The sequence below is a fragment of the Microbacterium sp. genome, assembly GCF_044508325.1.
Taxonomy (GTDB): Bacteria; Actinomycetota; Actinomycetes; order Actinomycetales; family Microbacteriaceae; genus Microbacterium.
In genome coordinates this window covers 180,335-205,761 of the sequence record NZ_JBIQHX010000005.1, presented here as the reverse complement: position 1 = coordinate 205,761, position 25,427 = coordinate 180,335, and the positions used below count along the sequence as shown (strand labels likewise).

Sequence of the window (25,427 nt, the reverse complement as noted above, 5' to 3'; positions counted from 1 at the left end):
CCGTCGCCGTCGCCCGGCTCGTGTTCGGGCCGCGCATGCGCATCCAGGTGCCGCCGAACCTCTCCGACGCCGCCGAGCTGGAGCTGCTCGCCCGCGCGGGTGCCGACGACTGGGGTGGCGTGTCGCCCCTGACGGCCGACCACGTCAACCCGGAGCGCCCGTGGCCGCACCTCGGCGAGCTCGCCGACCGCACGGCCGAGCTCGGCTTCACCCTGCAGGAGCGGCTCACCGCCCACCCCGAGTACGTACGAGACCCGCGCACCTGGCTCGATCCGGCGATGCACGCCCCCGTGGCGGTGCTCGCCGACCCCGACTCCGGGCTCGCGGCCGCCGCCGACCCCCGGACCTCTCCCTCCCCCCTTCGCGCGAACCCATCGCATTCGACCGAACCCACCGGTTTCTCGCGTTCGATTCCGATGGGTTCGCGCGGAAATGGTGGGTTCGGGGCCGATGCAGGGGCACGGGTCGGGGGCAACCTGCGCCGGCTCGCGGAGGCCGCTGCGGCCGACCCGCTCGCGCTCGACGACGCCGAGTGGGAGACCCTGCTGCGGGCCACCGGAGACGAGCTCGACACCCTCGTCGAGACCGCGGATGCCGTGCGCCGGTACACCGTGGGCGAGGCGGTCACGCTCGTGGTCAACCGCAACCTCACCTCGTCGTGGCTCGGCGAGAGGTTCACCCTCGACGACGTCGGCGCGATCGCCTCAGACGCCGAGGACCTCGGGGCCACCGAGCTGTGCGTGCAGGGGCTGCTGCCGGCATCCGAGGATCCGTCTGCCTATCTCGCGATCGCCCGCGCGGCGAAGTCCGCCGCCCCCGAGATGCACGTGCACGCGTACCGCCCGCAGGATGTCTGGGACCTCGCCGAGCGCGGCGGATTCGGCCTCGCCGGGGCGCTGCAGGCGATGCGGGATGCCGGGGTCGACACCGTCCCGGGCACAGGGGTGAAGGTGCTCAGCGAGCGCGTCCGCGCGATCGTCGCGCCCGGCGATCTCGAGATCGACCGCTGGGTCGAGGGCATCACGGCCGCCCATCGCGCCGGCTTCCGCTCCACGTCGGTCCTGTTCTACGGCCACGCGGAGACCGCGGCCGAGCGCATCGCGCACCTGCGCCAGCTGCGCCGCATCCAGGACGCGACCGGGGGCTTCACCGAGTTCGTGCCGATCCCGCTGCCCTCGACGCCCGGCACACCCGCCGGCGTCGCGCTGGTCGCCGGTCGCGCCACGCTCGACGAGCACCGTGCGATGGTGGCCGTCTCGCGCCTGATGCTCAGCGGCAGCATCCCGCACATCCAGATCCCGTGGACCAGAGTGGGCAGGGATGCCGCGGCGACCCTGCTGCGCGCCGGCGGCGACGATCTGGGCGGCACCCTGCTCGACGGCGGGGTCAAGCCCGAGGCGGGAGTCGAGCACGGCCTCGAGCTGCCGGTGGCCGACGCCGAGCGCATCGCGCGTTCGCTCATGCGGCCGTTCCGCCTGCGCACGACGACCTACGAGCGGATCTCGTGATGCGCGTCGATGTGGCCATCGTCGGTGCCGGCTTCGCCGGCCTCGGCATGGCGCTCGCGCTGCGCGACGCAGGGCACGAGTCCTTCGTCCTGCTCGAGCGCGCCGCCGGGGTGGGCGGCACCTGGCGCGAGAACGTGTACCCGGGAGTGGCCTGCGACGTGCCCGCGCACCTCTACGGCTTCGAGAACCGCCCGAACCCGGACTGGTCGGGCCTGTACGCGCGGGGCGACGAGATCCAGGGGTACCTCGGCTCGGTCGCGGCGGAGTTCTCACAGCAGATCCGCACCCACGCGCCGCTGCTGCGCGCCGCGTGGGACGGTGCGGCGTGGCAGCTCGACGTGGGCGGCCGGCACTCCGGGCGCATCGAAGCGCGCGCCCTGGTGGTCGCCTGCGGCCGCCTCACCGAGCCCAAGGTTCCCGATATCGCGGGGCTCCAGTCGTTCCCGGGACCCATGTTCCACTCCGCGCGATGGGACCACACGGTTCCCCTCGACGGCGCCCGCGTCGCGGTGGTCGGCACCGGCGCCAGCGCCGTCCAGCTCGTGCCGGCACTCGCCGCGCGCGGCGCCGCGGTGACGCTGTTCCAGCGCACGCCGGCATGGATCGTGCCCCGCGGGGCCCGTCGCTACACCGACGCCGAGCGCGAGGCGTTCGCCGCCGACCCGACCGCGCTCGAGAGCCTGCGCGCCGCGCTGTTCGACGAGGGCGAGGCGCGGTACGCGTCGCGTTCCGGCGACGCCGAGGCCGCGGCATCCGCTCGCGAGGTCGCCCTCGCGCACCTCGCCGCGCAGGTCGCCGACCCCGCCCTGCGCGCCGCGCTCACCCCCGCGTACGCCTTCGGGTGCAAGCGGGTGCTGCTCTCGGACGACTTCTATCCGACGCTCGCCTCCGGCGCGGTCACCCTCGAGCCCAGCGCCCTGCACGGGGTCGAGGGATCGACGCTCATCGCCGCGAGCGGTGCGCGGCACGACGCCGATGTGCTGGTGCTGGCGACCGGGTTCGAGGCGGCGCAGCAGCCGTATGCGCAGCTGATCGAGGGCGAGGGCGGGGTGACGCTCGCGGAGCACTGGGGCCGCGGCATGACCTCGTACGCGTCGACGCTGGTGCCCGGGTTCCCGCAGCTGTACGTGCTGAACGGGCCCAACGCGTCGCTCGGTCACAACTCGGCCGTCCTCATGATGGAGGCCCAGGCCCGGTTCGTCGCGCGATGCCTGGAGACGAGGGGGACGATCGCCGTCTCGCCGGAGCTGGAGGCCGCGTACTCGGCCGAGATCGACGCACGTGCCGCGACGACGCCGTGGATCGCGGGCGGATGCCGCAACTGGTACGTCGACGAGCGCTCGGGCCGGCTCACGCTGCTGTGGCCGGGCACGGTGACCGAGTTCCGCGCGCTCCTGGACGGCATCGATCCCGCCGACCTCGTCGCTGTGCCCGCCGCCGAGGGCATCGCGTGAGCGGTGCGCCGCGGTGGGGGCTCGTGGTCCCCGTCAAGCCGGCCGCGGTCGGCAAGTCGCGGCTCGCCGTCGACGGGGTCGACAGGGTCGCCCTCGCCCGCGCGATCGCGCTCGACACGATCGCCGCCGCGGCGCCGGCCGATACCGTCGCGCAGGTCGTCGTCGTCACCGACGATGCGCTGCTGCCGGTGCTGGCCGTCGACATCCCGGGTCTCCGGTTCGTCGCCGAAGGCGACGCGAAGGGCCTGAACGCCGCGGTGGCCGAGGGGGCGCGTCAGATCGAGGGGATGCCGCGCGCCGCCCTGCTCGGCGACGTCCCGGCCCTGCGGCCCGCCGACCTCGACGCCGCGCTCGGGAAGGCGGCGGCGGTCGAGCGGGGGGCGGTGGCGGATGCCTCCGGCACCGGCACGACGCTCGTGACCGCCGCGGCGGGGGTGCCGTGGGCGTCGCACTTCGGCCCCGGTTCGTTCGCCGCCCACGTGGCAGAGGGGTTCACACCGCTGGAGGTGCCCGCGGCATCCACTCTCCGCCACGATGTCGACACGGCCGAGCAGCTGGCCGCAGCCGTCGCGCTCGGCATCGGCCCGCGCACGGCGGCGCTGCTGCGGCAGGCGGCCTACTTGTAGAAGCCGTCGCGGAGGTTGATGCCGTGCTCGACCCAGGCCTTGAGCGCGGCGAGCATCCCGGTCCAGCCCTCGCAGTTGCCGAACGCGCTCTTCGCGCCGTCGGCGGTGGCCTGCCACGACGACTCGGTGATCGTGACGAGGGTGCGCGCGCCGTCGTCGATCGGCTCGAACTCGAACGTGGTCGTCGTCGCGCCGTCGGCGGAGGTCGTGGCGTCGCCGTCCCAGCGGATGACGATGCGACGCGGCGGGTCGGCTTCGGCCACCTGGACCGGGAACTCGCCCGGGAAGTCGGCGAAGTCCCATGTGGCCGTCGCTCCGGTCTCGAGCCGACCGCGGGCGCCGCCGGTGGCGAAGTACCGCGAGAGCTGCGCAGGATCGGCGACGGCCTCGTAGACCTCCGCGACGGGGCGCGCGACACGCCCCGACACGGTGAAGGAAAGCTCGGTGAGTGCAGCGGCTTCAGCGGACATGTTGTATTTTTACAACATGATGGATGCTGCGCGCAAGGGCTCTGATCGCACGGATGACGATCTCGTCTTCAAGGCTCTCGCCTCTCCGATCCGCCGGCGCATGCTCGATCTGCTCAAGGACTCGCCGCGCACGACGGGCAGCCTCTGCGAGTGCTTTCCCGAGCTCGACCGCACGACCGTGCTGCAGCACCTGCGGACCCTCGAGGCGGCTGAGCTGGTCACAGGCCGTCGCGTGGGCCGCGAGCGGCACCTTTCGATCGCGCCGCTTCCGATCAAGCGCATCCACGACCGTTGGATCAGCGCCTACACCGCGGCGGCGGTCGACCTGCTGGAGCGGCTCGACGAGGGCTGAGCGGGGCGGTGGTTCTCGCGCCGCGCCTAGACTGTCTTCCAGCCAGCATGGCCGGAACCCGTGCAAGCGCTCGCTGAGTCAAGGACAAGTCATGAGTGGACCCATCAACACCGTGGGCGCCGTCATCATCCGCAACGGACAAGTGCTGTGCGCACAGCGCGGGCCGGCGGGGAAGCAGCCAGGGACGAATGGGTGACAGCTACAGCGAGATCAAGCGGAAGCCCGACGGATCGTTGGAGCTGCAGTACGGCAGCCCCTGGAGCGAGGCGTTCTACGAGATTCCCGCCGACGCCGTGCCGAAGCTGGCGGCAGCGCTCGGCACCAGCGAGGCCCACATCGCGAGCGGTTGGGCGCGCCAACTCAGGAGCGCACTGCCGCACGAGTACATCGCGTGGCTGGACCAGCACGGCATCCCATACCGCACGGTGTTTGTCTGGTCTGATTGGCAGTGACACGGGTGACCCCTCCAGCACGGTGTCAACGCCTCCGCTGGCTTCACGATATGGTGGCCGCCGGGGGCGTTGACAGCGTTTGATCCGGCCGTTCCCCGTGCATGAACTGGAAGGGCTCGTGATGTCGCGCGCGCTCAGTCTCAACGCGGTGCTAGGCGCGCTCAACGTACGTGACGCGACCGAGCCGTTGATCGGCATGGCTGAGACGTGATGGCATCCCTGATCGCCTGGCTCGACGCCTCCGTCGAAGAACAGCGGCGGATGCGCGAGATCATCCGCCTCTTCGCCGACCGGGAATCGCGAGACGAACTCGGCATCTCGCAGTTTCGCGACGCGCTTTCCGACATCCTCTTCCCCGGAACATCGGTGCTGCTGACACGAGCCCGATACCTGCTGTTCGTGCCCTGGTGCCTGCAGAAGGCCGCCGAGAAGCCCGACCCGATCAAAGAGGCCGACCGCTACGAGCGGGCGCTCATCGGCGCGATCCGCGAGAGTGACGACTACGCTGGACTCCTCGGTCTGCGCGCGGGCGTCAACCTGCGCACCCTGCCGTCGGTCGTGTACTGGACGACCCTGCGCCACTATGGCATCCTCGCCGACCCCGACCTCTCGCGCGAAGATGTTTTGCGGCTGCCCGGTCTGGCGAAGAGCCTCGACGACCCCGACCACGGCGGTGTCGCACGTCTCCACGCGTGGTCGGCATCGCTCCCGCCCCCGCCGCCCGACTTTCCCTGGACGGCCCAGGGCGGCTTCACGCTCACGCGCGAGGAGGCCGAGTGGCTGCGCGACCGCATGCTCAGTGGCGAACCGCAGACCCTGATGACTCATCTGCTGACAGATGCACCGTCGCCGGACTCTCCCGCCCCGTGGGCTGACGCGGCCGCGCTTCGTGCGGGCGAACCGGCACAGTCCAGCCTCATGCAGGCGAGGGCGTTCTCGGCCGCGGTCCACGGCGCCCAGCTGCTCTACAACCTCCTCATCGCCGAGGAGTATGAACGGGCCGGGCTCGATCGGCTGTCGGATCCGGTCGATGACTACCGCGCCCGTCTCGCGCGATGGGCGACCGGACTGCCTGCCCTGGTCGATCTCGACACGTGGGACCTCGACGCGCTGCTTCGCCTCGTCGACCGGCAGCGCGGCGCCCCCGCGCACCCCGCTGCCCGACGCTTCATCCAAGAGTGGGTGACAGTCATGTGCGCAATCGGCCCCGGAGCGGTGGCCGATCACCGAGACGCGCGCACGCTTGTCGCCCGCCGCGAGCGCCAGCACAAGGGAGCGCAGCGCCGCATCGGCAACCCCGCCCGCCTCGCGAGCTGGAGCGGCGAGTCGGGCGCCGGAGCCCTCACCTACCGCTGGAGCAACGTGCGCCGGATCCTGCTGGACATCCACGACGGTCTGGCCCGCTGACATGCTCGAACCGCAGACTCGCGCCACGCTCTCCGAACTGCTCGCCCCTCCTTCGGGGTTCGAGCTCTCGCACGCCGTCGGAACGAGCTTCACTCTGGACCTCGAAACCGCCCTCACCGTGCCGCTCTCATTCGCCTCGCACCGGGTCAGCGCGGCCGACGGCAGCGTCGGCATCCTCGACGCGATCCGCCGAGCATCCGACCGCGTCGACGTGTTCGCGCAGGCCGGCGAACTGTCGATGGGTGCGCGCACCGACCTCGTCGCACTTCTCGAGCCCATTGTGCACCCGGTCATGGTGCGACGTGGGCTCTTCCACCCGAAGGTGTGGTTTCTCGAGTACTCCGCAGGCGACCGGCGCACCTACAGATTCGTGTGCGGCAGCCGCAACCTCACAGCCGACCGCAGCTGGGACGCTGTCGTACGACTCGATGGCGACGTTCCAAACGAGCCGTCGCAAGCAGATGCCGAGACCAACGCCCCGCTCGTACGCCTACTGGGTGCGCTGCCGACGTGGTCGGTCCAACCAATCGATACCGCGCGCGTCGAGCGCATCGAGGCGCTCGCGGAGCGCTGGGCGACAGTGCGCTGGGAGTGCCCGGCAGGCGTGCGCGACCTGCGCTTCCACTCGTTGGGTCTACCGGGGTCGACGCCACCCGACATCCGCGGGCAGCGCACGCTGATCGCGTCCCCATTCGTCTCGGACGATGGGTTGCGGATGCTGCGCGGGGGCACACGTTCGGACACCCACCTGATCTCTCGCCCCGAAACCCTCGACCGCCTTGCACCCGAGTCACTCGACCCCCGCGTGCATACCTACGTGCTCGACGATGCCGCGAGCCTGCGGGACGAGGCGGGAGCGACCGGCCCGCACCCGCGCGACCTGCTCACCGGACTCCACGCGAAGCTCATTGTGTCAGATCACGCCCACTCGTCGCGCGTCCTGCTGGGTTCGGCGAACGCGACTGATGCTGCGCTGCGCCGAAACATCGAGGTGATGGTCGAGCTCACCGGCCCCCTCTCGAAGTTCGGCGTCGAAGAGACCTTGCAATCTCTCGGGTCGCTCATCGAGAGCTATGAGTCGGCTGGCGGAGCGGAGCCCGAACCCACGGAAGAAGCGCAGCGACGACTCGAGGGCTACCTGCGCGGGCTCGCGGCGACGCGGCTCTCGGTGCGGATGCGCGAAGGCGATCCCTGGACGCTCGAAGTGTTGGCGGCAGCCTCCGGTGAGCAGCGGGGCGAAGCACCCGATGACTTCGACCTCAGGTGGCACCTGCTGACGCGACCCGATCTCGGTGGTCGAGGCATGCCTGGCACGGCCGACCAACCGCACCGGATCGAGTCGATCGCGCTCGCCGACATCACCCCGTTCGTCGTGCTCGTCGCTCGCGATGCCGAGGGCAACGAGCGCCAGACGATCGCGCTCGCCGAGCTGATCGACGACGTGCCCACTCGGCGCGACGCCGTCATCGCACGCCAGCTGACCGACCGCGCCGCGTTCGTGCGGCTGCTCATGCTCCTGCTTGAGTTGTCTGGCCGCGAGTTGATCGCTGCGAGCGGCCGCGGCGCGGCATTCTTCGGCACGGCGGCTGCGGGCACGGAAGGGACGGGGCTCTTCGAGTCGCTGGTACGAGCCGTCGGCTCAGGCCACAGCGGCCTCGCGGATGTACGGCGCATCGTGGACTACCTCTCCGACAGCGTTGAGGGACCGAACGTACTGCCGGATGGGTTCGCAGACCTGTGGGGGGCGGTGTGGGCGGCGCACGTCAGCCTGACTGGGATGGGCGTGGAGTCATGAGCACGATCGACGTCGACGCGGTGATGGCAGGACTCAAAGGGTTCCAGCGCGCGGCGGTCGACCACGTGATCGACCGGTTCTACGGAGATGCCGCGGCCGAGGCATCCGGTCGCTTTCTCATCGCCGACGAGACCGGACTGGGAAAGAGCATCATCGCGCGTGGCATCGTCGCGAAGGCCATCGCGCATCTGCAGGACACCGACGGCATCGATCGCATCGACATCGTCTACGTCTGCAGCAACGCCGACCTCGCGCGCCAGAATCTGCAGCGTCTGAACGTCACGGGCGACCCGGCGATCGGCATGGCGACGCGTCTCACGATGCTTGCGAAGGAGAGTCGGCGGCTCGAAGCGAAGTCCACCGGGGCAGGCAAGAAGGTCAACCTCGTCTCATTCACGCCCGGGACTTCGTTCAGCCAGGGCGGTTGGCGGCAAGGCAATGCCGATGAGCGCGCGATGCTCACGATCATCCTCGATCAGCTCATCAATCGAACGGCGTCTGACCGGCGCACGACGCGTCTGTTGATGCAGGGCACGGTGGCGTCGCTGCGGAACTTTGACGGGTGGTATGTCAACAAGCTTCGGAAGGACCTGGGCGGTGAACCGGATCCGCGAATCATCGACGCGTTCGATCTCGCTGTTCGCGCGGACGGCGCACTCGATCGGTTCCTCGAACTGCGCGACGCGGTGCGCGGGAAGCAGCGTGTGCCGCCGGAGATCAAGCATCGGGTGCATGACAGCATCGACGAGCTACGCCGCCACCTTGCCAAGGCAGGCGTCGATACGCTCGAGCCCGATCTGATCATCCTCGACGAGTTCCAGCGGTTCCGGCATCTGCTGGCCGCGCCCGAGAGTGGGCCGGCCGCCGAGCTCGCACACAGTCTGTTCGATCACCCGGATGCGCGAGTTCTCCTGCTCTCGGCCACACCGTACAAGCCCTTCACGAACAGCGACGATGACGAAGACCACTACCGCGACTTCATCGCGACGGTGTCGTTCCTCACGGGACGCGACGCGGATCGCACCGCCGAGGTCGAGTCATCACTCGCCGCCTACCGCCTCGCGCTCGTCAATGAGGGCGATCCGGCGGCCGCTGCCGCTCGCGTGCGTGCAGCGTTGATCCCCCTCATGACACGATCGGAGCGCCCAGCGCTGTCGGATCAGGACGACATGCTCACAACGCGACCTCTGCCCGGGGGCATCCCAACACCGGAGGATCTCGCCGACTGGGCAGCCCTGCGGCAGCTGGGCGAGACCGTCGGCGCGCCCATCGGCCTCGAGTACTGGAAGTCCATCCCGCACTTCGCGACCTTCATGGAGGGATACAAGCCCGCCGAAAGAGCCAAGAACCTGCTCGCAGGGCCCGCTGGCGAGGCGGTCGCAGAAGCGCTCGAACGCGCTCGCGGGGTTGAGCGACGCACAATCAAGGCCTTCGAGCCGGTCGACCTCGCAAGTGGATACCTGCGCACTCTGTCCGCCGAGACCCTGGACCGCGGGTGGTGGCGGCTGCTGTGGCTTCCGCCCACGATGCCGTACCTCACTCCGGCAGGCCCATACGCGAACGTGACAGCGGCCAGCGCAACGAAGCACGTGATCTTCTCCGCCTGGTCGGGAGTGCCCACTGCGATCGCGTCTCTGCTGAGTTACGAGGCAGACCGACGTATCGCCGAGATGAGCGAGCTGCTCAACGAGAACACGGCAGAAGGGCGCAAGAACGTACGCCTGCGATTGCAGTACCGAGTGCTGGATGCTGCGCCTCGCGCGATGTCGACGCTATCCCTGTTCTGGCCACACCCTCGGTTGGCCGAGGTGGGCGACCCGCTCGCGGCTGCCCGTCGCGCAGGCGGGATGCTCGATTCTGAGGCGGTGCTTCGTGAGCTCGAGCCCGCACTCGGATCGCCGGAGGAGGGTGGTCAAGCATGGGAGGCGTTCTTCTCCTATCCCGGCGCTCTGCCGCCGGAGCTGTCAGGTGCTGACCCGGGCGCGCTGGTCGGTGATGCACCAGACGACGAGACCGACGAAGACGCCGACATCGCGTCGGGCCTCGAGCTGCACGTGCAGCAGGCGCTGGCTCGAATACGCGAGCCGGGTGATCCGCGGCATCCCTCATTGCCTGCCCTCGCTGCCCACGCGCCAGGCAATATCGCGTGGCGGGCGCTGCGCTCGATCGCTGGCGCAGACGCGACCGATGTTGGACTGTGGCGCGCCGCGTGGCGGTTGAGCTCCGGCATCCGAGCACTCTTCAATCGCCGAGAGACGATCGCGTTGCTCGTCGCGATGGCTGCCCCCGGCCGAGCGTACTGGCAGGCCGTGCTCGACTACTGCTCCGACGGGAACCTGCAGTCAGTGCTCGACGAGTACTTGTTTCAGCTGCGCAGCGAACGTGGCGGTGCGAGACTCGACGATGCCGGGCTGCTGGGTGCTGCGACGACCGCCGCCGAAGCGATGGGACTTCGCCCCGCACGATACATCGGCCACGAGGCGCGGCGTGACAGACGCGAGATCGCGTTTCAAGCGCGGTTTGCGTTGCGGTACGGCGGAAGGCAGTCGGAGGGCGCGAAGGAATCGGAGATCGTGCGGCAGGGGGAGGTGCGAAATGCATTCAACAGCCCGTTCGCACCGTACATCCTCGCCTCGACGAGCGTGGGCCAGGAAGGGATCGACTTCCACTGGTGGAGTCACTCGGTCATCCACTGGAACCTGCCGTCGAACCCCGTCGACTTCGAGCAGCGCGAGGGGAGGGTCAACCGGTTCGCGGGGCACGCTGTACGGAAGAATGTCGCCGCCGCGCATTGGCGTGATGTGCTCGCGTCTGACTCGCCACCCTGGGATGCGGCGTTCGATGCGGCGTCGCGCGCCAAGCACGAGCAGTTGGGCGAGTTCTCTCCATGGTGGGTCTACCCCGGTCCGGCTCGGGTGCATCGGGTGATCGCGTCCTACCCGCTCAGCCGGGACATCGGTCGTTACGAGCGGCTGCGCGATGCGCTCGCTCTCTATCGCCTGACGCTCGGGCAGCCCCGGCAAGAGGACATGGTCGAACTGATGCGACGCCGCGGTGTCGACGGTCGCAAGGTTCCTGCCATCGACCTCCGGCCGCCTCAGCACGCCCCTCCCGACTAGACGTCAGAGCTCGCCCTTCCCCGTCTTCAGGCTCGACCATCGCCGCACGCGTGCAACTCGGGGTTGCGCGAGGCGCATCAGTCACCACCGGCGATGTCGTACCCCCCGACCACAATGAAATGATGACAATCGCGACGAATAGCGGAAGCACTTTCGGGTATGGGCACCGCACCCTCCCCCGTGTCCGCACGGGAGTCGCCCACCGCCTTGCGACTCGCGTCGGACGGCGGCTGATCGACTGGGGCACGCGGGTTCGTGTCGAAGTCGACTATGCCGAACACACTCGGCTCTACGCCGAGGCGCAGGCACGTGCAGAACGGGAGCGCTCGGTCGAGGTGGTCGCCCGGCTCATGTGAGTCGGCCGCCTGGCGCCCTCGGCGATCAACCCTGGAGGACAGGGTGGATCTCATCTGCGACAAGACCGTGAGCCTCACGGTGGACAGCGTAGGCACTGGCCGTGTCCGGCGCGTCGACCAGGCAGAAGATCTTCCCCGCATCGACATCGAGCCAGTAGTTGAGGTATCGCACCCCGTATCGGTCCTGCACCTCGAGGTCTGCCTTGTGTGCGGCGGCGACCGCCGCGGCGTCGGCTCCTTCGGGGATGCCGTTGTGCACGTCCATGAAGAGCGGCATGGTGCTTCCTTCCGTTCGTCTGCCCTGACCGGGGCAGAAGTCGGCTGCGGGGATTCCCTCCAGCAGGAGCCACTCTGCATCCAGAAGCCAGCGGTGGCCATGACCGCGGAGCCGGACGACATGACCGGATGCACGAACCTCGGCCGGATCGACGGACTCGGCCGCCATCGGTGACGGGTTTCCCGCCGATCACGGCCGTGAGATGATCGACCTGCAGAGGGGCATGGCCACCGACGAGTCGTCGGAGGGCACGACGTATGACCGACATCGCCACACCCGACACGGAGACCCTGCGAATCACCCTCGAGGGCCTCCGGCTGAGGGGCGCGATCTTCTTCCGCGCCGAGTACACCGAGGACTGGGCCTACGAGTCCCCGACGGCCGCGGATCTCGCCACGATCCTCGCGCCGGGCCGCGACCGTTTGACCCTCTTCCACATCGTCGCCTCCGGCAGCTGCACGGTCGTCCTCGACCAGGGCCAGAGCCGATCCGCACAGTCCGGCGATGTCATCGTGCTCCCCTATGGTCACCGGCACATCATGCACGGTCGGTCCTTCTGCGACGAGGTCCCTCCGATCGCGTCGCTCATGGCTCCCCCGCCGTGGACGACGCTTCCGGTCGTGCGCCACGGCGGCGGTGGCGCGAAGACAGACGTCGTCTGCGGCTATCTCGTCTCCGACGATCCGCTGTTCGATCCAGGTCTCGCCGCGCTTCCCGAGGTCTTCGTCGTGCATCCGGAGGGAGCCGCAGCGGACTGGATGCACGCGAGCATCGCCTATGCGCTGGAGGGCTCCCCGTCCGCCCGGACCCGGCCCCGGCTCGCAGAACTCCTCCTGGTGGAGGTGCTGCGCACTCACCTGTCCAGCCTCCCGAACCCCACCGTCGCCGAGAACCGCTGGCTCGCCGCCCTCCGCGATCCGGTGCTCGCGCCGGCGCTGGCGGCAGTCCACCGTCATCCCGGACACCACTGGACCGTCGCGGAGCTCGCCGAGAAGTCGCTGGTCTCGCGGTCGACCCTCGATCAGCGCTTCCGCGACCTGCTGGGCATCTCCCCGATGCGCTACCTCGCGGACTGGCGGATGCACGTGGCCGAGAACCTGCTGCAAGACACCACGCTCACTGTGGGCGCCGTCGCCGACAGGGTCGGGTACCAGGCGGTGGAAGCATTCAGCCGCGCCTTCCGGCGACGCCACGGCATCCCACCGGCCGACTGGCGCGCCGACCTCACCACGGCCAGATGAGGTACACCGCGCCGACCACGGTGACGACGATGACGATCCGCTCGAACAGCTTCTGGTCGAGCCGGTTCGCCCACCATCGACCGAAGAGGGCGCCGGTCACCACGAGCGGTGCGAGCACGAGGTCGATGAGCAGGCCGGGGCCCGTGATCAGGCCCAGGCCGGCTGAGAACGGCACCTTGCTGACGTTGACGAGGAAGAAGAACCAGGCCGCCGTGCCGAGGAACTCCTTCACCGAGAAGCGCGCGGCGAGGAAGTACATCGACATGACGGGGCCCGCTGCATTCGCGACCATCGTGGTGAAGCCGCCGAGCGTGCCGTAGGTCGCCGCGGCCAGGCGGTGCGGGCGGTCGGGGGCGGTCGCCGATCGCACCAGCCATCGCCGCAGCAGGGTGACCACGATGACGGCGAGCAGGATCACCCCGATCGTGCGCTTGACCCAGACATCGTCTGCGAGCGCGAGGAAGACGACGCCCAGCAGCACGCCGACGAGCACCGCCGGCGCAAGCCGCAGCAGCGCGCGCCAGTTCACGTCGCGCCGGTAGATGACGATCGCGAACAGGTCGGCGAGGATCAGCAGCAGCAGGATCGTCCCCGTCGACTGCTTGGCCGGCAGCACGGCCGCGAACACCGCGACGGCGATCGTGCCCGACCCGGGCACCGCGGTCTTGGACAGGCCGATGATGACCGCGGCGACCGCCAGCAGCGTCCACGCGATTGCGGAGAGATCGGCCATCAGGCGATCATTCCAGGTGGCGGCGGCCCTCGGCGCACACAGACTTCGCAGAAAAGCGCGAGGTTCGCAGCGAGCCGGCGGATGCCTGCGAGCTCGGCGCGAGACTGCGAAGCCTGTGAGCCACGCACACCGCGGCGACAGCGGCCATCTGAGCGGAGGGCGGCGTCACCGCCCGGCGGCGGCCAGGCACGCGTCGACGATCGCGGCGGTCGCATGAGCATCGCGCATCCACAGCGGAGCGACGACGGCAGGGATGCCTGCGGCATCCACGTCCCGTGCCAGCGCCGCATCCTCCTCGGCGAGCAGCCACCCGTCCAGGAGACCCCCGTCGGCGCGCGCCCCATAGTGCCGGGCGACGGCGTCGGCGGCGGTGTCGACGCCGATGGCGGCCAGGCAGACATCCGCCATGCCCCGCACGACGCGGCCGCCGATGATCGGCGACACCCCGACGATCGTCGCCGAGGTCGCGGCGAGCGCTTCGCTCACCCCGGGCACGGCGAGGATCGGCCCGATCGACACGACGGGGTTCGAGGGGGCGACGAGCACGATGTCGGCGTCGGCGATCGCCTCCGCCACGCCCGGCGCCGGGCGCGCCCGGTCGATGCCCGGGTTCTCGAAGCGGGCCGGCGCGAGGGAGGCGCGGTGTCGCGTCCACCACTCCTGGAAGTGCATGCGCCGCCCGTCGGCGAGCACGATCTGCGTGTCGACCTCGGCGTCGGTCATCGGCAGCAGCCGCGCCCCCAGCGGCCAGCGCGCGCTCAGCCGCTCCACCACCTGGGTCACCGTGAGCCCCTCGCGCAGCCAACCGGTGCGGGCGAGGTGCGTGCCGAGGTCGAGGTCGCCGAGCGTGAACCAGGGCCAGCCCGCGCCCCACTCCTGCAGCTCGGCATTGACCCGCTCGCTGTCGCCGGAGCGGCCCCAGCCGCGCTCGGTGTCGTTGACGCCGGCGAGCGCATAGACGATCGAGTCGATGTCGGGCTGCAGCCGCACACCGCTCAGCCACAGGTCGTCGCCGGTGTTGACGACGACGGTGGCCTCGGGATCGCCGCGCCGCGCGAGCGCCTCGCGCACCCCGAGCGTGAACTTCGCGCCGCCGACTCCGCCGGCGAGCACGACGACGCGGGTCACGTCGGGCTCACGCCTGGAACTCATCGGAGGCGTGCGGCAGCGGGAAGCTCGAGACCGCCTCGATGAGGGAGTCGACCGTCTGCTGGGCTGCGACGACGTCGACGTCGAGGCCCGAGCGCCGCGCGTCCTTCGCGGTCCGCGGGCCGATGGCGGCGATCACGGTCGCGTGCGGGATGTTCGGGAACTGCAGGCGCACCTGCTCGGCGACCGACCCGCTGGTGACGAGGATCGCGTTGATGCGGCCGTTGGCGACATCGCGGGCGATCCGTTCGGTCACCGGCACTCCGACCGTGCGATATGCGACGACGCTGTGCACGTCGTGCCCGGCTGCGGTGAGCCGCTTCGACAGCAGCGGCTTGGCGATCTCGCTGCGCAGCGCGAGGAACCGCTTCGGCCCCGGCTCGAGCGCGATGAGCTGGTCGGCCATGCCGGCCGCCGAGTTGTCGCGATCGGGCACGAGATCGACGCGGTATCCGACCGCCTGCAGCGCGGCGGCGGTGGTCTCACCGACGGCGGCGACACGCGTCGACGACGGGATGCGGGTGCCGTGCGCGAACAGGACGTCCACCGTGGTCGCGCTCGTCACGGTGAGCCAGTCGTACTCTCCGGCTTCGAGGGCCGCCAGTGCCGCCTCGAGGGCCTCGGGATCGCGCGTCGAGGCGAAATCGATGAGGGGCGCCACCACCGGCACAGCACCGAGGCTGCGCAGCGTCGCCGCCACGCCGTCGCCCCACGGCCCACCACGCGGCACGAGCACACGCCAGCCCGTCAAGGGCTTCGTGCTCGTGCTGTGGTGGGCTGTGCTCATCAGGGTGACTCTCGTGGTGCAAGGTCGGCCGCTCCACGTTCGAGCAGCCGATGGACGACCTGAGATCCGGCCTCCGCGGCCCGCGCGATCGGATCGTCGCCATCGGCAGCGTCCGCACCGTTGCCACTGCCCTGCGAACGAATATACCCCGCCTCCAGGGTTTCCGTTTCGCCGACCGGATGGGTGAGGTCGGCGCCCACACGCGACGAGCCGTCCTCGGAGTAGACGATCGCGCGAACTCGGAGCAGGTTCCCCTCGAGCACGGCGTGCACCGCGAGCGGCGTCGACGCGTCCGCTCCCAGTTCAGCCGAGACCGTGCGCTCGGCGGTGACCGCCAGTCGCGTGGGCAGGTGGTCGAGGGCGGCGAGCACATCGAGCAGGGCGGGATCGGCATCCGCTCTCGTCTCCACCGCGAGGGCGCCCTGCCCCGCAGTCGTGGGCCATTCGGCGAGCCCGAGCGGCTCGAAAACGAGCCCGCCCGGATCAGGGCTGAGCCGATTGAGGTCGGCCACCGCGACGATCACCGCGTCCAGGTCGCCGTCGGCGACCCGCTGCAGCTGCGTGGCCAGGTCGCCCGGCGCCGGGCTCACCTGCGCCCGGGGGTTGCGAATCGCCGCCTGGGCGCGTCGCCGTGCAGAGTCCGCACCCACGGTCGCGCCGCCGGCCAGCCCGTGCAGCGGTGTGCCGTCACGTGTGACGGCGACGTCGCGGGCATCCTCGCGCCGCGGCACCGCGGCGATGACCAGTCCCTCCGCGTCGCCGGCCGGTGTCTCGGCCGCGTGGACGAGCACGTCGCACTCCCCGGCACGCAGTGCTGCACGGAGGGCGTCGGTGTCGGCGTCGCGCTGCACGACCTCCACGTCGCGCCCGGTGCGGGCGGCCAGAGCGTCGACGACGTCCCGCGCTTCGGCGGTGCGGAGCGCTCCGCCGCGGGTGAGCAGACGCAGGGATTCGGGTGCTGTCTCGTCGACCATGTCCTCCATCCTCGCCCGGCCGGGCCCCAACGGCCAATCCCGCGGCGAACGGAGGAGAGCGGATTCAGCGCAGGTAGAGCCGGACGGCCCCCCAGACGGCGAGCCCGACCGCCGCCGCGACGCCCACCGCAGCGGCCACCGCGGCCCCAGGGTTGCTGCGCGCGAACGACCGGGCGCGGGCGGTGGCCTTCTCCGTTGCGAGCGCGACCCGCCTCGGCACGTTCGCCTTCACCTCGATCGCCGCCAGCGCCGCCTTCAGTTCAGCACGGGCCCGCTCGACGGGATCGTCGATGCCCAGCGGCACGGCGGTGCGCGGAACGGGGACGGGCGCGGATGCCGCTGCCCGCGACAGCTCAGACCTCATCGCCGGCCTCCTTCACGATCTCCACATCTCGGGCGATGGCCTGGCCCGGATTCTCGCGCCGGGACAGATGCCGAAACCGCAGGATGCCCAGCAGCACGAACAGCGCGGTGAGCGCGAGCGCGATGCCGAACACGAGCAGCGCGCTCGCCCAGATCCACCAGCCCCACCATTCGTGGAATCCCCAGATGAGGAAGATGCCGAACGCCGGCAGCGACCAGAACAGGAAGAACAGGGCCACCACGACCCACCCCGCCCCGATTCCGGCGTCCTTCGCCGTCTTGGCGGCCCACTGCTTGGCCGCGTTCACCTCGGCGACGACCAGGTTGCGCACGAGCTCGGGGATGTCCCCGAGCAGAGTGAACAGGCTGTCGTCCGCTCTGTCGCGGAACCCTCGTGGCGTCGTCATCTCAGTCGGTCTTGTCGTCGACGGCCTTCGCGACCTCTTCCGCCGTCTGCTTCGCAGCCTTCTTCACGGCGGGCGCCGACTTCTTCCCGGCGTCGACCACGGCATCCAGCTTCTCGCCGGGTGTGCCCTGGCTGCTCGCCGCCTTCACCACCTTGGTCGCGCCGTCCCACAGTGCGCCGGGCAGAGCCATCGCACCGGACTTCGCGAGTTCCTTCACCTTGTCGACCTGCTTCTGCACCGGGTCGAGCTGCCAGACCTTGAGCGCCTGCTCCTTGATCTGCTCATAGCGCTCTCTGCCGGCCCGAGTGCCGAGCACGTAACCGATGCCGAGGCCGATCACGAGTCCTACCTTGCCCCTCATGGGGTCTCCTCACGCTCGATGTCGCCTGTCAGGTTCTCCAGGGTAGTCCCGTATGCCGATTTCGGCATCCGCTTGACAAATCAGTCCCAGAGCACTGCTCGTCGCACGCGACCGCCCTCTTCGAGGGCGTCCGGCACCACCTGGGCGAGGCCGCTTCCGGCCAGCCACGCGCCCACGGCGCCGAGACCGTGGACGCCGGAGATCGCGGCGCGCGCCGCCCGCGCCGCCTCGGCCTGCCCGATCGCCGAGCCGGGGAGGGCCTGGACGAATCGCTCGCGATGGCCGGCGACAAGGGCCTCGGCGCCGAATGGCGCGCCCAGCAGAGTGGATGCCTCGCGCACGGCGAGTGCGATCGCCTCGGCGTCGCCGAGCCCCTCGGTCGCGGGAGCGGCGCCCGCGTGGCCGAACGACACGCGCACGACGTGGCGGCCGCGCGCCGCCTGCGCGATCCACTCCCACTCGGCGCTGGGCCGGCCCACCGCGGCAGCGGCGTGCGAGCCGGACACCGTCACCACGCCCCCGCGGGAGCTCCCGTCGAGGGCGGGTGTGTCGAGCAGCAGCGTGACGACCTCGATGACCGGGGCAGGAGCGGCCGTTCTGGCGAGCTCGGGTACGAGCGGCGCCAGAAGCCCGCGCGCCTCGGCCTCGCCCGTCGCGACGATGACGGCGTCGGCGACGAGGTTCGGCTCGTCGTCGGACGAGGGGTCGCCGCTTTCCGCGTCGGCGGTGTGCTCCGGCGGAGAGCCGGAGATCTCGACGCTCCAGCCTCCGCCCGGCCGCGCGACGACGCTCCGTGCGGACGCGCCGGTGCGGACGCGCACACCGAGCCGCTCGAGACGTTCCCGCAGCGCGTGGACCAGACCCGACATCCCTCCCCGCAGGCCCGCGATGCCGGGGTCGTCGTCGTCGCGGTCGGCGCGCAGCACCGCGACGGCGCCCAGCAGCGAGCCGGTGCGCGTGAGAGCGGCGTTCAGGCCGGGGGCCGCGATGTCGACGTCGATGTCGTCGGCGTCGGCGCCGTAGACCCCTGCGGTCAGCGGAGCGACGAGCCTTTCGGCGACCAGGTCGCCCAGTCGCGAGCGCACGAGCCGCCCGAGGCTGCGCTCCTGCCCGATGGTCAGCGGCGGGCGCAGCCGGTCGGCGTAGGCGCGCCAGGCTCCCCGCCAGCCGATGATGGCCCGCACGTCGGGGGTGAACGGGTTCGGCGGTATCCCGACGAGCGCACCGTCGGGCAGCGGCGCCGCGGCATCCCCCGGCAGTCCCGCCACCCACCGGCGGCCGCCGGCCGGTCGCACCACTTCGCCGCCGAGCCCGAGGTCATCGATGAGCGCGGCCACGTGGCCGCCGCGGGTCGAGAAGCCCTCGGCGCCGACGTCGAGGACGATCCCGTCCAGCTCGGCCGCGCGGATGGTGCCGCCCAGGCGATCGGATGCCTCCACGATCGTCACGGGGAGGCCGACCTTCGCGCACTGCAGGGCGGCGACGAGCCCCGCCACCCCGCCGCCGATCACCACGACATGCAGGTCGGCGGCGTGGGTGAGGTCATCGGGCAGCTCCACGGCATCCATGATCGCATCGGCGCCTCAGCGCCCGAGGCCCTCGATCACCTCCGCGGCGGGCAGTGCGGCGAGCACCGATCCGGGCAGGAACAGCTTCGCCCCGCGGATGCCGGCGCCGACCACCACGCCGGGGGCGGCGGCCACCGCGGCGTCGACGAACACGGGCCAGTCCGCCGGAAGCCCGGTCGGGGTGATCCCGCCGTACTCCATGCCGGTGAGGGCGACCGCTTCGTCCATCGGAGCGAACGACGCCGAGCGGACGTCGAGCCGGCGCCGCACGATGCCGTTGACGTCGGCGCGGGTGGTGGCCAGCACGACGCAGGCCGCGAACCGCACCACACCCGCGCGCTTGCCCTTCACGACCACGCAGTTCGCCGAGTCGGCCTCGGCGATGCCGTAGTGCGCGCAGAAGGCCGCCGTGTCGGCGAGTGCGGGGTCGATCTCGGCGACACCGACGGCATCCCCGGCGGGAAGGGCTGCGGCCACGGGGGGCGCGAGCAGGTCGGGACGGGATGCCGCGGCCACCGGCCGCAGGGATCCGGCGAAGCTCCACATGGCATCCGAGCGTATCCGGCGCGCACGCCCGGTGAGAGCATGGGGGCATGGATCTGCACATCACCGCCGACCCCGCAGCCGACGAGCTGCTGTCCCGCGACCCCCTGGCTCTGCTGATCGGCATGCTGCTGGACCAGCAGGTGGGCTAACCACGCACTGCGCCCTTGTGCACATCTTGTACAAGATGTAACATGAGGCCATGACGTCGATCACCCTCTCCGAGTTCCGTGCACGCCAGAGCGACTACATCGCGGCGGCGCAGCGCGAGCCGGTCGAGATCACGTCCCGCGGCGTAGGACGTCGGGCGGTTGTCGTATCACCGGACTTCTTCGACCGGGCTATGGAAGCACTGGAGGATCAGGCAGACATCCGTGCCGCCGACGCAGCCCGGAACGAGCCGGAGCCTCGCGTAGCTCATGCAGATGTGATGGTCGAGTTCGGGCTCTGACCGCGACCCGTGCAGTACGAGATCACCTACGCGCGATCAGCCCTGAAGTCGCTGCGCAAGCTGGACCAGAGCGTTGCGCGGCGCGTCCTCACAGCCATCGACGCACTCGCGCGCAACCCTCGACCTCCGGGCTGCCTACAACTCAAAGGCGGTAGCGGCGAGATGCGGATCCGTGTCGGCGACTACCGCATCGTCTACGACGTGAACGACGGTGAAGTCGTGGTCCTCGTCTTGGCGGTTGGTCACCGCCGCGAGATCTATCACTGAGGGCCTTCTGTCAGACCGGATCGGACTTGAGCCGAGCCGCTGTGACGACGTCGACACGCGTGCCGTCCACCAAGAACTTCTCGCGCTCGAGGCCCTCTCGAACGAATCCAGCCGCGCGCGCCACGGCGGCCGACCCGGGGTTGTTCGCACGGTACCCAAGCTCAAGTCGGTATAGCCCGCCCTCAGCGAGTGCGCGGTCCGCGAGCGCACGCACCAATTTCGACGTAATGCCGCGTCGTCGAGCATCAGGATGCGCCCAATAGAAGACCCACCCGTTCGCGTTGTCGTGATCAATCGACACCGCGGCGAACGCAAGCAACTGATCGGCGTCGTCCACCGCGACAAGCGTGCGGATATCCGGGTTCTCCAGTATTCGGGTCACGTAGGCCTCGGCCGTGGCCAGGTCGTGCACGTCACCCTGGCGACTCATCTCTGCAGCATCCGACACGAACGCATCGAGAACCCTCTCAGCATCGACCGCTCGCAACTCCCGAAAGACGGGCATGCCCACCAACCTATTCGTTCCGCCGGACGAGCCCGCAAGTGCGACACTGGGTGCATGGCCCTCCGCATCACCGATGACCCCGCCGCCGACGCCCTCCTCACCGAGAATCCGCTCGCGCTGCTGATCGGCATGCTGCTGGACCAGCAGGTCGCGATGGAGACGGCCTTCTCGGGGCCGCTCAAGATCAAGGAGCGCATCGGGGCGATGGATGCCGCCGCCATCGCCGGCCACGACCCCGACGAGCTGAAGGCGGCCTTCACGCAGACCCCGGCGGTGCACCGCTACCCGGGTTCGATGGCGGCGCGGGTGCAGGCCCTGTGCGACGCCGTCATGAAGGACTGGGGCGGCGATGCCTCGGCGATCTGGACGCAGGGTCCGCCCTCGGGTGCGGAGGTGCTCAAGCGCCTCAAGGCCCTGCCGGGTTTCGGCGCCCAGAAGGCGAAGATCTTCCTGGCGCTGCTGGGGAAGCAGTGCGGGTTCGATGGCGAGGGGTGGCGGGAGGCGTCCGCGCCCTACGGCGAGGAGGGGTCGTTCCGCAGCGTCGCCGACATCGTCTCGCCGGAGAGCCTGGCGAAGGTCCGCGAGCACAAGCGCGCGATGAAGGCGGCCGCAGCCGGAGGCAAAGCGTCGTAGGCACCGGCCCCGGGTAGGTTCGAGGCATGGCTGATCTCGATCGACCCGTGCACCCCGACCCGTATCCCCTGCTGCCGAAAGTGCCGTCTTTCACGGTGACCAGCGACGACATCGTCGATGGGCAGCCGCTCAAGGATGACCAGGTCGCCGCGTTCGGCGACACCTCGCCGCACCTGGCGTGGAGCGATGTCCCCGAGGGTACGAAGTCGTTCGTGGTGACGTGCTTCGACCCCGATGCGCCCACGCCCTCGGGCTTCTGGCACTGGGTGCTCGTCGACCTGCCCGGCGATGTGCGATCGCTGCCCGCTGGTGCGGCCGCCCAGCCGCTCCCCGGTGGCGCATTCCATGTGCGCAACGACGGCGGCGGCGCCGCGTTCATGGGCGCGGCACCGCCCAAGGGCGACCAGGTGCACCGCTACTACTTCGTCGTGCACGCCGTGTCGGAGCCGACCCTCGGGGTCGGCCCGGACGCGACACCGGCCCAGGTGTCGTTCCACCTGGCGTTCAAGACCCTCGGCAGGGCGATCATCCACGGCACGTACCGGCACTGAGCGCCGTGCCCCAGCGGTTCCTCCCGCGATGTCAGAACGGCGTGGGGCCGTCGACGTGCGGGTGATACCGCACACACGCCCAGCCGCGCCGCGACGATGGGGGCTCGATGACGGGTTCGGCATCGGGCAGGAACCGCACGACAGGTTCTGGTCTGTCGGTGGATCGGCGGCCCGTGGGGCTCGTCCACTCCAGCACGCCGCCGCCGAGCTGGCGCACGGTCCATTCGCCGTGGTGCTTCAGCGCATGGTGGCTCTTGCACAGATGGGCGAGATTGCACACGCACGTCGGAGCGCGCTCGGAGTACGGGACGGTGTGATCGGCGTCGCAACGCCACACGCTCCGCCGGCAGCCGGGGAACCGGCAGCGTTCGTCACGAGCTCGCAGGAAGCGATCCAGCCCGGCCGAGGGCCGATAGCGATCGACACAGAGCACCGCTCCGGTCACCGGCGAGGTCATCACACGCTCCCAGCCGGCGGCCGTGCCGAGCAGGCGTCGCGCGGTCTGCGCGTCGATCGGACCCGAGCCGGCGAGCAGAGACGGCTCGCTGCCGACGCCGGCGGCCGTGAGCACGGGCACCGTCACCTGGACGACTCCGCGGATCTCGTCCACCCCGTCGCCGCCGATGCACTGCGCGGGAGTCCCGGTCAGCAGCAGGTCGGTCAGCGCGTCCGCACGCAGCTGGTCCATGGTGCGGGTGTCGGGCTCGGTGTCGTCGGCGGCCGCGGCTTCCGCATCGGCGTCCCGCGTACCCACTATCTCGTCGGCGAACCGCGTCAGCCGGTCGTACCCGGCCCGCACGAGCACGATCGGTGCCGCGAGCACGAGCTCGCCCATGGCGTCGCCCTTCTCGCGCACCCACACCCCGCGGCGCTCAGCCGCGGACTCGTGGCGCTCGTCGATGCTCACCGGATTCACCCGGGCCGCAATCGTCTCGACGATCGGGCCGAGCCGTCCGGCGGTCGTCTCGGCCGCGCGCTCGAGCGCCAGCTGCAGGTAGCGGTCACGCAGCTCGGCGTCGTCGATCGCGGCGCCGGCGTCGTGGGTCACGGCGAGATGGCGCCGGGTGAGGCGACCCTGTTCGAGCGCGGTCACCCCGGCGGCGAACCGGTCGCACAGGTCGGCGGCGTCTCCCAGCGCGCGCTTGACGGTCCACTCGCTCAGCCCGGTGGCGACGGCGAGGTCTGCCACGAGCGAGCGCAGCGGGATGCTGCGGTCGCCGTGCGCACGTCCGCGATACGCGGCCTCCGCATCGCGGATCATGTCCACGGCGTCGGCCAGCAGACGCAGCTCCTCCGCCTCGAGCGCGGCGCGCCGTTTCTGCAGGTCGGCGAAGCGTGACACGGCGCGGTCCCACGAATCGACGTCGTGGACGACCGGCGACGACAGGGACATGTGAGCCTCACGGTGGACGAGCGCAATGCGCGGCGGAACAATCGGCGAGACCCGTCGGCCGCGCCGTGCGCAACCCGCTCACCGTGCCCAGTCTCGTCGTTCACTCACCCTGGGGCGGCACCACCGCCCTCACTCATCCTCGGCGTCTCGCTGTAATTCTATCCTAATTCTGATGCGATTACAAGAGGTAAGTATCGAACATTTCACCGCGAGCTCTCGACCGGAGCCGCGTCAGGCGCCCTTGAGCCGCTCGCCGAGGTAGGCGTCGAGCTCCGCCACCGGCACGCGCTCCTGCCCCATGGTGTCGCGGTCGCGCACGGTGACGGCGCGGTCGTCGAGCGAGTCGAAGTCGACCGTGACGCAGTACGGCGTGCCGATCTCGTCCTGGCGCCGATAGCGGCGGCCGATGGCACCGGCGTCGTCGAAGTCGGTGTTCCACCCGTGCGCCCGCACGTCGGCGGCGAGCTCGCGCGCGAGCGGCGACAGCCGCTCGTTGCGCGACAGCGGCAGCACCGCGACCTTGACCGGGGCCAGGCGCGGGTCGAGCCGGAGCACGGTGCGAAGGTCCGTGCCGCCCTTCGCGTTGGGCGCCTCCTCCTCGTGGTACGCGTCGACGAGGAACGCCATCATCGCCCGGGTGAGGCCGAACGACGGCTCGATGACGAACGGGATGTACTTCTCGCCCGACGCCTGGTCGAAGTAGGTCAGCGACTGGCCGGATGCCTCGGTGTGGCTGTGCAGGTCGTAGTCGGTGCGGTTGGCGATGCCCATGAGCTCGCCCCACTCCTTGCCGGGGAAGCCGAACCGGTACTCCACGTCGATCGTCGCGGACGAGTAGTGCGCGCGCTCGTCCTTGGGGACGTCGTACTGGCGCATGTTGGCCGGCTCGATGCCGAGATCGGTGAACCAGTTCCACGAGGCATCCACCCAGTGCCGGAACCACTCGTCGGCCTCCGCCGGCGGAACGAAGTACTCGATCTCCATCTGCTCGAACTCGCGGGTGCGGAAGATGAAGTTCCCGGGGGTGATCTCGTTGCGGAACGCCTTGCCGACCTGGCCGACGCCGAACGGCGGCCTCTTGCGAGAGGCGGTGACGACGTTGGCGAAGTTGATGAAGATGCCCTGCGCGGTCTCGGGGCGCAGGTAATGCAGTCCGGACTCGTCGTCGACGACGCCCAGGTAGGTCTTCATCAGGCCCGAGAACGCCTTCGGCTCGGTGTACCGGCCCTTGGTGCCGCAGTTCGGGCACGGCACCTCGGCCAGGCCCTGCTCGGCCTTGCGGCCCTTGCGCGCCTCGTAGTCCTCGATGAGGTTGTCGGCGCGGAAGCGCTTGTGGCACTGCAGGCACTCGACGAGCGGGTCGGTGAAGGTGGCGACGTGACCGGATGCCTCCCACACCCGCTTCGGCAGGATCACCGACGAGTCCAGCCCCACCATGTCGCCGCGACCGCGCACGAAGGTCTGCCACCATTGCCGGCGGATGTTCTCCTTGAGCTCGGTGCCGAGGGGGCCGTAGTCCCACGCCGAGCGCGATCCGCCGTAGATCTCCCCCGCCTGGAACACGAACCCGCGATGGCGGGCGAGGGTGATGACTTTGTCGAGGCGGGACTGGTCGGCCACGGCGGCTCCAATTTCGGATGCAGATGCGTTGTGACGCCGCGAAGGCGGCATCCCGATCCTACCGA

Annotated in this window: 26 protein-coding genes and 2 pseudogenes; 14 read left to right on the top strand and 14 right to left on the bottom strand. The window is 70.4% G+C overall.

The genetic code is table 11. The annotated features are described in order from the left end of the window. The 3 genes and pseudogenes from fbiC to cofC form a co-directional block, all read left to right on the top strand. A pseudogene (fbiC, locus tag ACIWQI_RS06530) lies at positions 1-1,508 on the top strand (7,8-didemethyl-8-hydroxy-5-deazariboflavin synthase); the annotation flags it as partial. Continuing rightward, positions 1,508-2,962 carry a flavin-containing monooxygenase gene (locus ACIWQI_RS06525; RefSeq protein ID WP_396656335.1) on the top strand — a complete coding sequence of 485 codons (1,455 nt, stop codon included), beginning with the start codon at positions 1,508-1,510 and terminating at the stop codon, positions 2,960-2,962. The pseudogene fbiC and the gene ACIWQI_RS06525, both read left to right, overlap by 1 nt. Then, positions 2,959-3,588: a 2-phospho-L-lactate guanylyltransferase gene (gene cofC / locus ACIWQI_RS06520; protein ID WP_396656325.1), complete on the top strand. Its 630-nt coding sequence runs from the start codon at positions 2,959-2,961 to the stop codon at positions 3,586-3,588. The genes ACIWQI_RS06525 and cofC overlap by 4 nt, the downstream gene beginning before the upstream one ends. Here cofC and ACIWQI_RS06515 read toward each other — a convergent pair. Further along, positions 3,579-4,058 (bottom strand): SRPBCC family protein, encoded by a 480-nt coding sequence (locus tag ACIWQI_RS06515; RefSeq protein WP_396656324.1) that lies wholly within the window; start codon positions 4,056-4,058, stop codon positions 3,579-3,581. The two genes, cofC and ACIWQI_RS06515, sit on opposite strands and share 10 nt — an antisense overlap. Positions 4,059-4,074: 16 nt before the next feature. Between ACIWQI_RS06515 and ACIWQI_RS06510 the strand changes: the two genes are divergently transcribed. The 5 genes from ACIWQI_RS06510 (at position 4,075) to ACIWQI_RS06490 (ending at position 11,183) form a co-directional block, all read left to right on the top strand. Continuing rightward, entirely contained in the window at positions 4,075-4,410 is a 336-nt protein-coding gene (locus tag ACIWQI_RS06510) for an ArsR/SmtB family transcription factor (RefSeq protein ID WP_396656323.1), read from the top strand. Between the two features lie 188 nt (positions 4,411-4,598). After that, on the top strand, positions 4,599-4,862 hold the full coding sequence (locus tag ACIWQI_RS06505) for a hypothetical protein (RefSeq protein ID WP_396656322.1): 264 nt from the start codon (positions 4,599-4,601) through the stop codon (positions 4,860-4,862). Between the two features lie 210 nt (positions 4,863-5,072). Then, a complete protein-coding gene (locus ACIWQI_RS06500; RefSeq protein WP_396656321.1) occupies positions 5,073-6,269 on the top strand; it encodes a DUF6361 family protein in 1,197 nt (398 codons plus the stop codon). Positions 6,270-6,480: 211 nt separating this feature from the next. Then, the gene (locus ACIWQI_RS06495; RefSeq protein ID WP_396656320.1) at positions 6,481-8,064 is read left to right on the top strand and encodes a phospholipase D family protein; all 1,584 of its coding nucleotides are present in this window, start codon (positions 6,481-6,483) and stop codon (positions 8,062-8,064) included. Between the two features lie 302 nt (positions 8,065-8,366). Then, positions 8,367-11,183, top strand: coding sequence for a helicase-related protein (locus ACIWQI_RS06490; protein ID WP_396656319.1), 2,817 nt, complete (start codon positions 8,367-8,369; stop codon positions 11,181-11,183). 381 nt (positions 11,184-11,564) lie between these two features. Here the strand turns inward: ACIWQI_RS06490 and ACIWQI_RS06485 are convergent, their stop codons facing one another. Continuing rightward, positions 11,565-11,816 (bottom strand): DUF4242 domain-containing protein, encoded by a 252-nt coding sequence (locus ACIWQI_RS06485; protein WP_396656318.1) that lies wholly within the window; start codon positions 11,814-11,816, stop codon positions 11,565-11,567. Positions 11,817-12,073: 257 nt separating this feature from the next. On the opposite strand from ACIWQI_RS06485, the gene ACIWQI_RS06480 reads away from it, so the two are divergent. Further along, the gene (locus ACIWQI_RS06480) at positions 12,074-13,057 is read left to right on the top strand and encodes an AraC family transcriptional regulator (protein ID WP_396656317.1); all 984 of its coding nucleotides are present in this window, start codon (positions 12,074-12,076) and stop codon (positions 13,055-13,057) included. Here ACIWQI_RS06480 and ACIWQI_RS06475 read toward each other — a convergent pair. The 9 genes from ACIWQI_RS06475 to ACIWQI_RS06435 all read right to left on the bottom strand — a co-directional run bounded on the left by ACIWQI_RS06475 (position 13,041) and on the right by ACIWQI_RS06435 (position 19,945). Next, positions 13,041-13,790, bottom strand: coding sequence for a sulfite exporter TauE/SafE family protein (locus ACIWQI_RS06475; RefSeq protein WP_396656316.1), 750 nt, complete (start codon positions 13,788-13,790; stop codon positions 13,041-13,043). The genes ACIWQI_RS06480 and ACIWQI_RS06475 overlap by 17 nt on opposite strands. A 165-nt stretch (positions 13,791-13,955) precedes the next feature. Further along, complete coding sequence (cofD, locus tag ACIWQI_RS06470) at positions 13,956-14,942, bottom strand: 2-phospho-L-lactate transferase (RefSeq protein WP_396656315.1); 987 nt, start codon at positions 14,940-14,942, stop codon at positions 13,956-13,958. Then, positions 14,926-15,726, bottom strand: coding sequence for a uroporphyrinogen-III synthase (locus ACIWQI_RS06465; protein WP_396656314.1), 801 nt, complete (start codon positions 15,724-15,726; stop codon positions 14,926-14,928). The genes cofD and ACIWQI_RS06465 overlap by 17 nt, the downstream gene beginning before the upstream one ends. Next, a complete protein-coding gene (locus ACIWQI_RS06460; protein ID WP_396656313.1) occupies positions 15,726-16,700 on the bottom strand; it encodes a hydroxymethylbilane synthase in 975 nt (324 codons plus the stop codon). The genes ACIWQI_RS06465 and ACIWQI_RS06460 overlap by 1 nt, the downstream gene beginning before the upstream one ends. Before the next feature lie 64 nt (positions 16,701-16,764). Next, positions 16,765-17,064, bottom strand: a complete 300-nt coding sequence (locus ACIWQI_RS06455; RefSeq protein ID WP_396656312.1) for a hypothetical protein — start codon at positions 17,062-17,064, stop codon at positions 16,765-16,767. Continuing rightward, positions 17,054-17,470 (bottom strand): phage holin family protein, encoded by a 417-nt coding sequence (locus ACIWQI_RS06450; RefSeq protein ID WP_396656311.1) that lies wholly within the window; start codon positions 17,468-17,470, stop codon positions 17,054-17,056. The genes ACIWQI_RS06455 and ACIWQI_RS06450 overlap by 11 nt, the downstream gene beginning before the upstream one ends. Position 17,471: 1 nt before the next feature. Then, on the bottom strand, positions 17,472-17,831 hold the full coding sequence (locus ACIWQI_RS06445; protein WP_396656310.1) for a hypothetical protein: 360 nt from the start codon (positions 17,829-17,831) through the stop codon (positions 17,472-17,474). 80 nt (positions 17,832-17,911) lie between these two features. Beyond that, positions 17,912-19,399 (bottom strand): protoporphyrinogen oxidase, encoded by a 1,488-nt coding sequence (gene hemG / locus ACIWQI_RS06440; RefSeq protein WP_396656309.1) that lies wholly within the window; start codon positions 19,397-19,399, stop codon positions 17,912-17,914. A 15-nt stretch (positions 19,400-19,414) separates the two neighbouring features. Next, positions 19,415-19,945, bottom strand: a complete 531-nt coding sequence (locus ACIWQI_RS06435; protein ID WP_396656308.1) for a YbaK/EbsC family protein — start codon at positions 19,943-19,945, stop codon at positions 19,415-19,417. A 47-nt stretch (positions 19,946-19,992) separates the two neighbouring features. Between ACIWQI_RS06435 and ACIWQI_RS06430 the strand changes: the two are divergent. The 3 genes and pseudogenes from ACIWQI_RS06430 to ACIWQI_RS06420 all read left to right on the top strand — a co-directional run. Continuing rightward, positions 19,993-20,088 (top strand): annotated as a pseudogene (locus tag ACIWQI_RS06430) (Fe-S cluster assembly protein HesB); the annotation flags it as partial. A 56-nt stretch (positions 20,089-20,144) separates the two neighbouring features. Further along, positions 20,145-20,393, top strand: coding sequence for a type II toxin-antitoxin system prevent-host-death family antitoxin (locus tag ACIWQI_RS06425; protein WP_396656307.1), 249 nt, complete (start codon positions 20,145-20,147; stop codon positions 20,391-20,393). Positions 20,394-20,402: 9 nt separating this feature from the next. Further along, positions 20,403-20,660, top strand: a complete 258-nt coding sequence (locus ACIWQI_RS06420) for a type II toxin-antitoxin system RelE/ParE family toxin (RefSeq protein WP_396656306.1) — start codon at positions 20,403-20,405, stop codon at positions 20,658-20,660. A gap of 10 nt (positions 20,661-20,670) precedes the next feature. Here the strand turns inward: ACIWQI_RS06420 and ACIWQI_RS06415 are convergent, their stop codons facing one another. After that, entirely contained in the window at positions 20,671-21,165 is a 495-nt protein-coding gene (locus ACIWQI_RS06415; protein ID WP_396656305.1) for a GNAT family N-acetyltransferase, read from the bottom strand. 54 nt (positions 21,166-21,219) lie between these two features. On the opposite strand from ACIWQI_RS06415, the gene ACIWQI_RS06410 reads away from it, so the two are divergent. Together ACIWQI_RS06410 and ACIWQI_RS06405 are read left to right on the top strand one after the other, a co-directional pair. Further along, a complete protein-coding gene (locus ACIWQI_RS06410; protein WP_396656304.1) occupies positions 21,220-21,798 on the top strand; it encodes an HhH-GPD-type base excision DNA repair protein in 579 nt (192 codons plus the stop codon). Between the two features lie 26 nt (positions 21,799-21,824). Beyond that, positions 21,825-22,349, top strand: coding sequence for a YbhB/YbcL family Raf kinase inhibitor-like protein (locus tag ACIWQI_RS06405; protein ID WP_396656303.1), 525 nt, complete (start codon positions 21,825-21,827; stop codon positions 22,347-22,349). A gap of 31 nt (positions 22,350-22,380) precedes the next feature. Here the strand turns inward: ACIWQI_RS06405 and ACIWQI_RS06400 are convergent, their stop codons facing one another. Together ACIWQI_RS06400 and ACIWQI_RS06395 are read right to left on the bottom strand one after the other, a co-directional pair. Beyond that, entirely contained in the window at positions 22,381-23,742 is a 1,362-nt protein-coding gene (locus tag ACIWQI_RS06400; RefSeq protein WP_396656302.1) for a DUF222 domain-containing protein, read from the bottom strand. A gap of 231 nt (positions 23,743-23,973) precedes the next feature. After that, positions 23,974-25,362 (bottom strand): glycine--tRNA ligase, encoded by a 1,389-nt coding sequence (locus ACIWQI_RS06395; RefSeq protein WP_396656301.1) that lies wholly within the window; start codon positions 25,360-25,362, stop codon positions 23,974-23,976. Between the last annotated feature and the right edge of the window lie 65 nt (positions 25,363-25,427).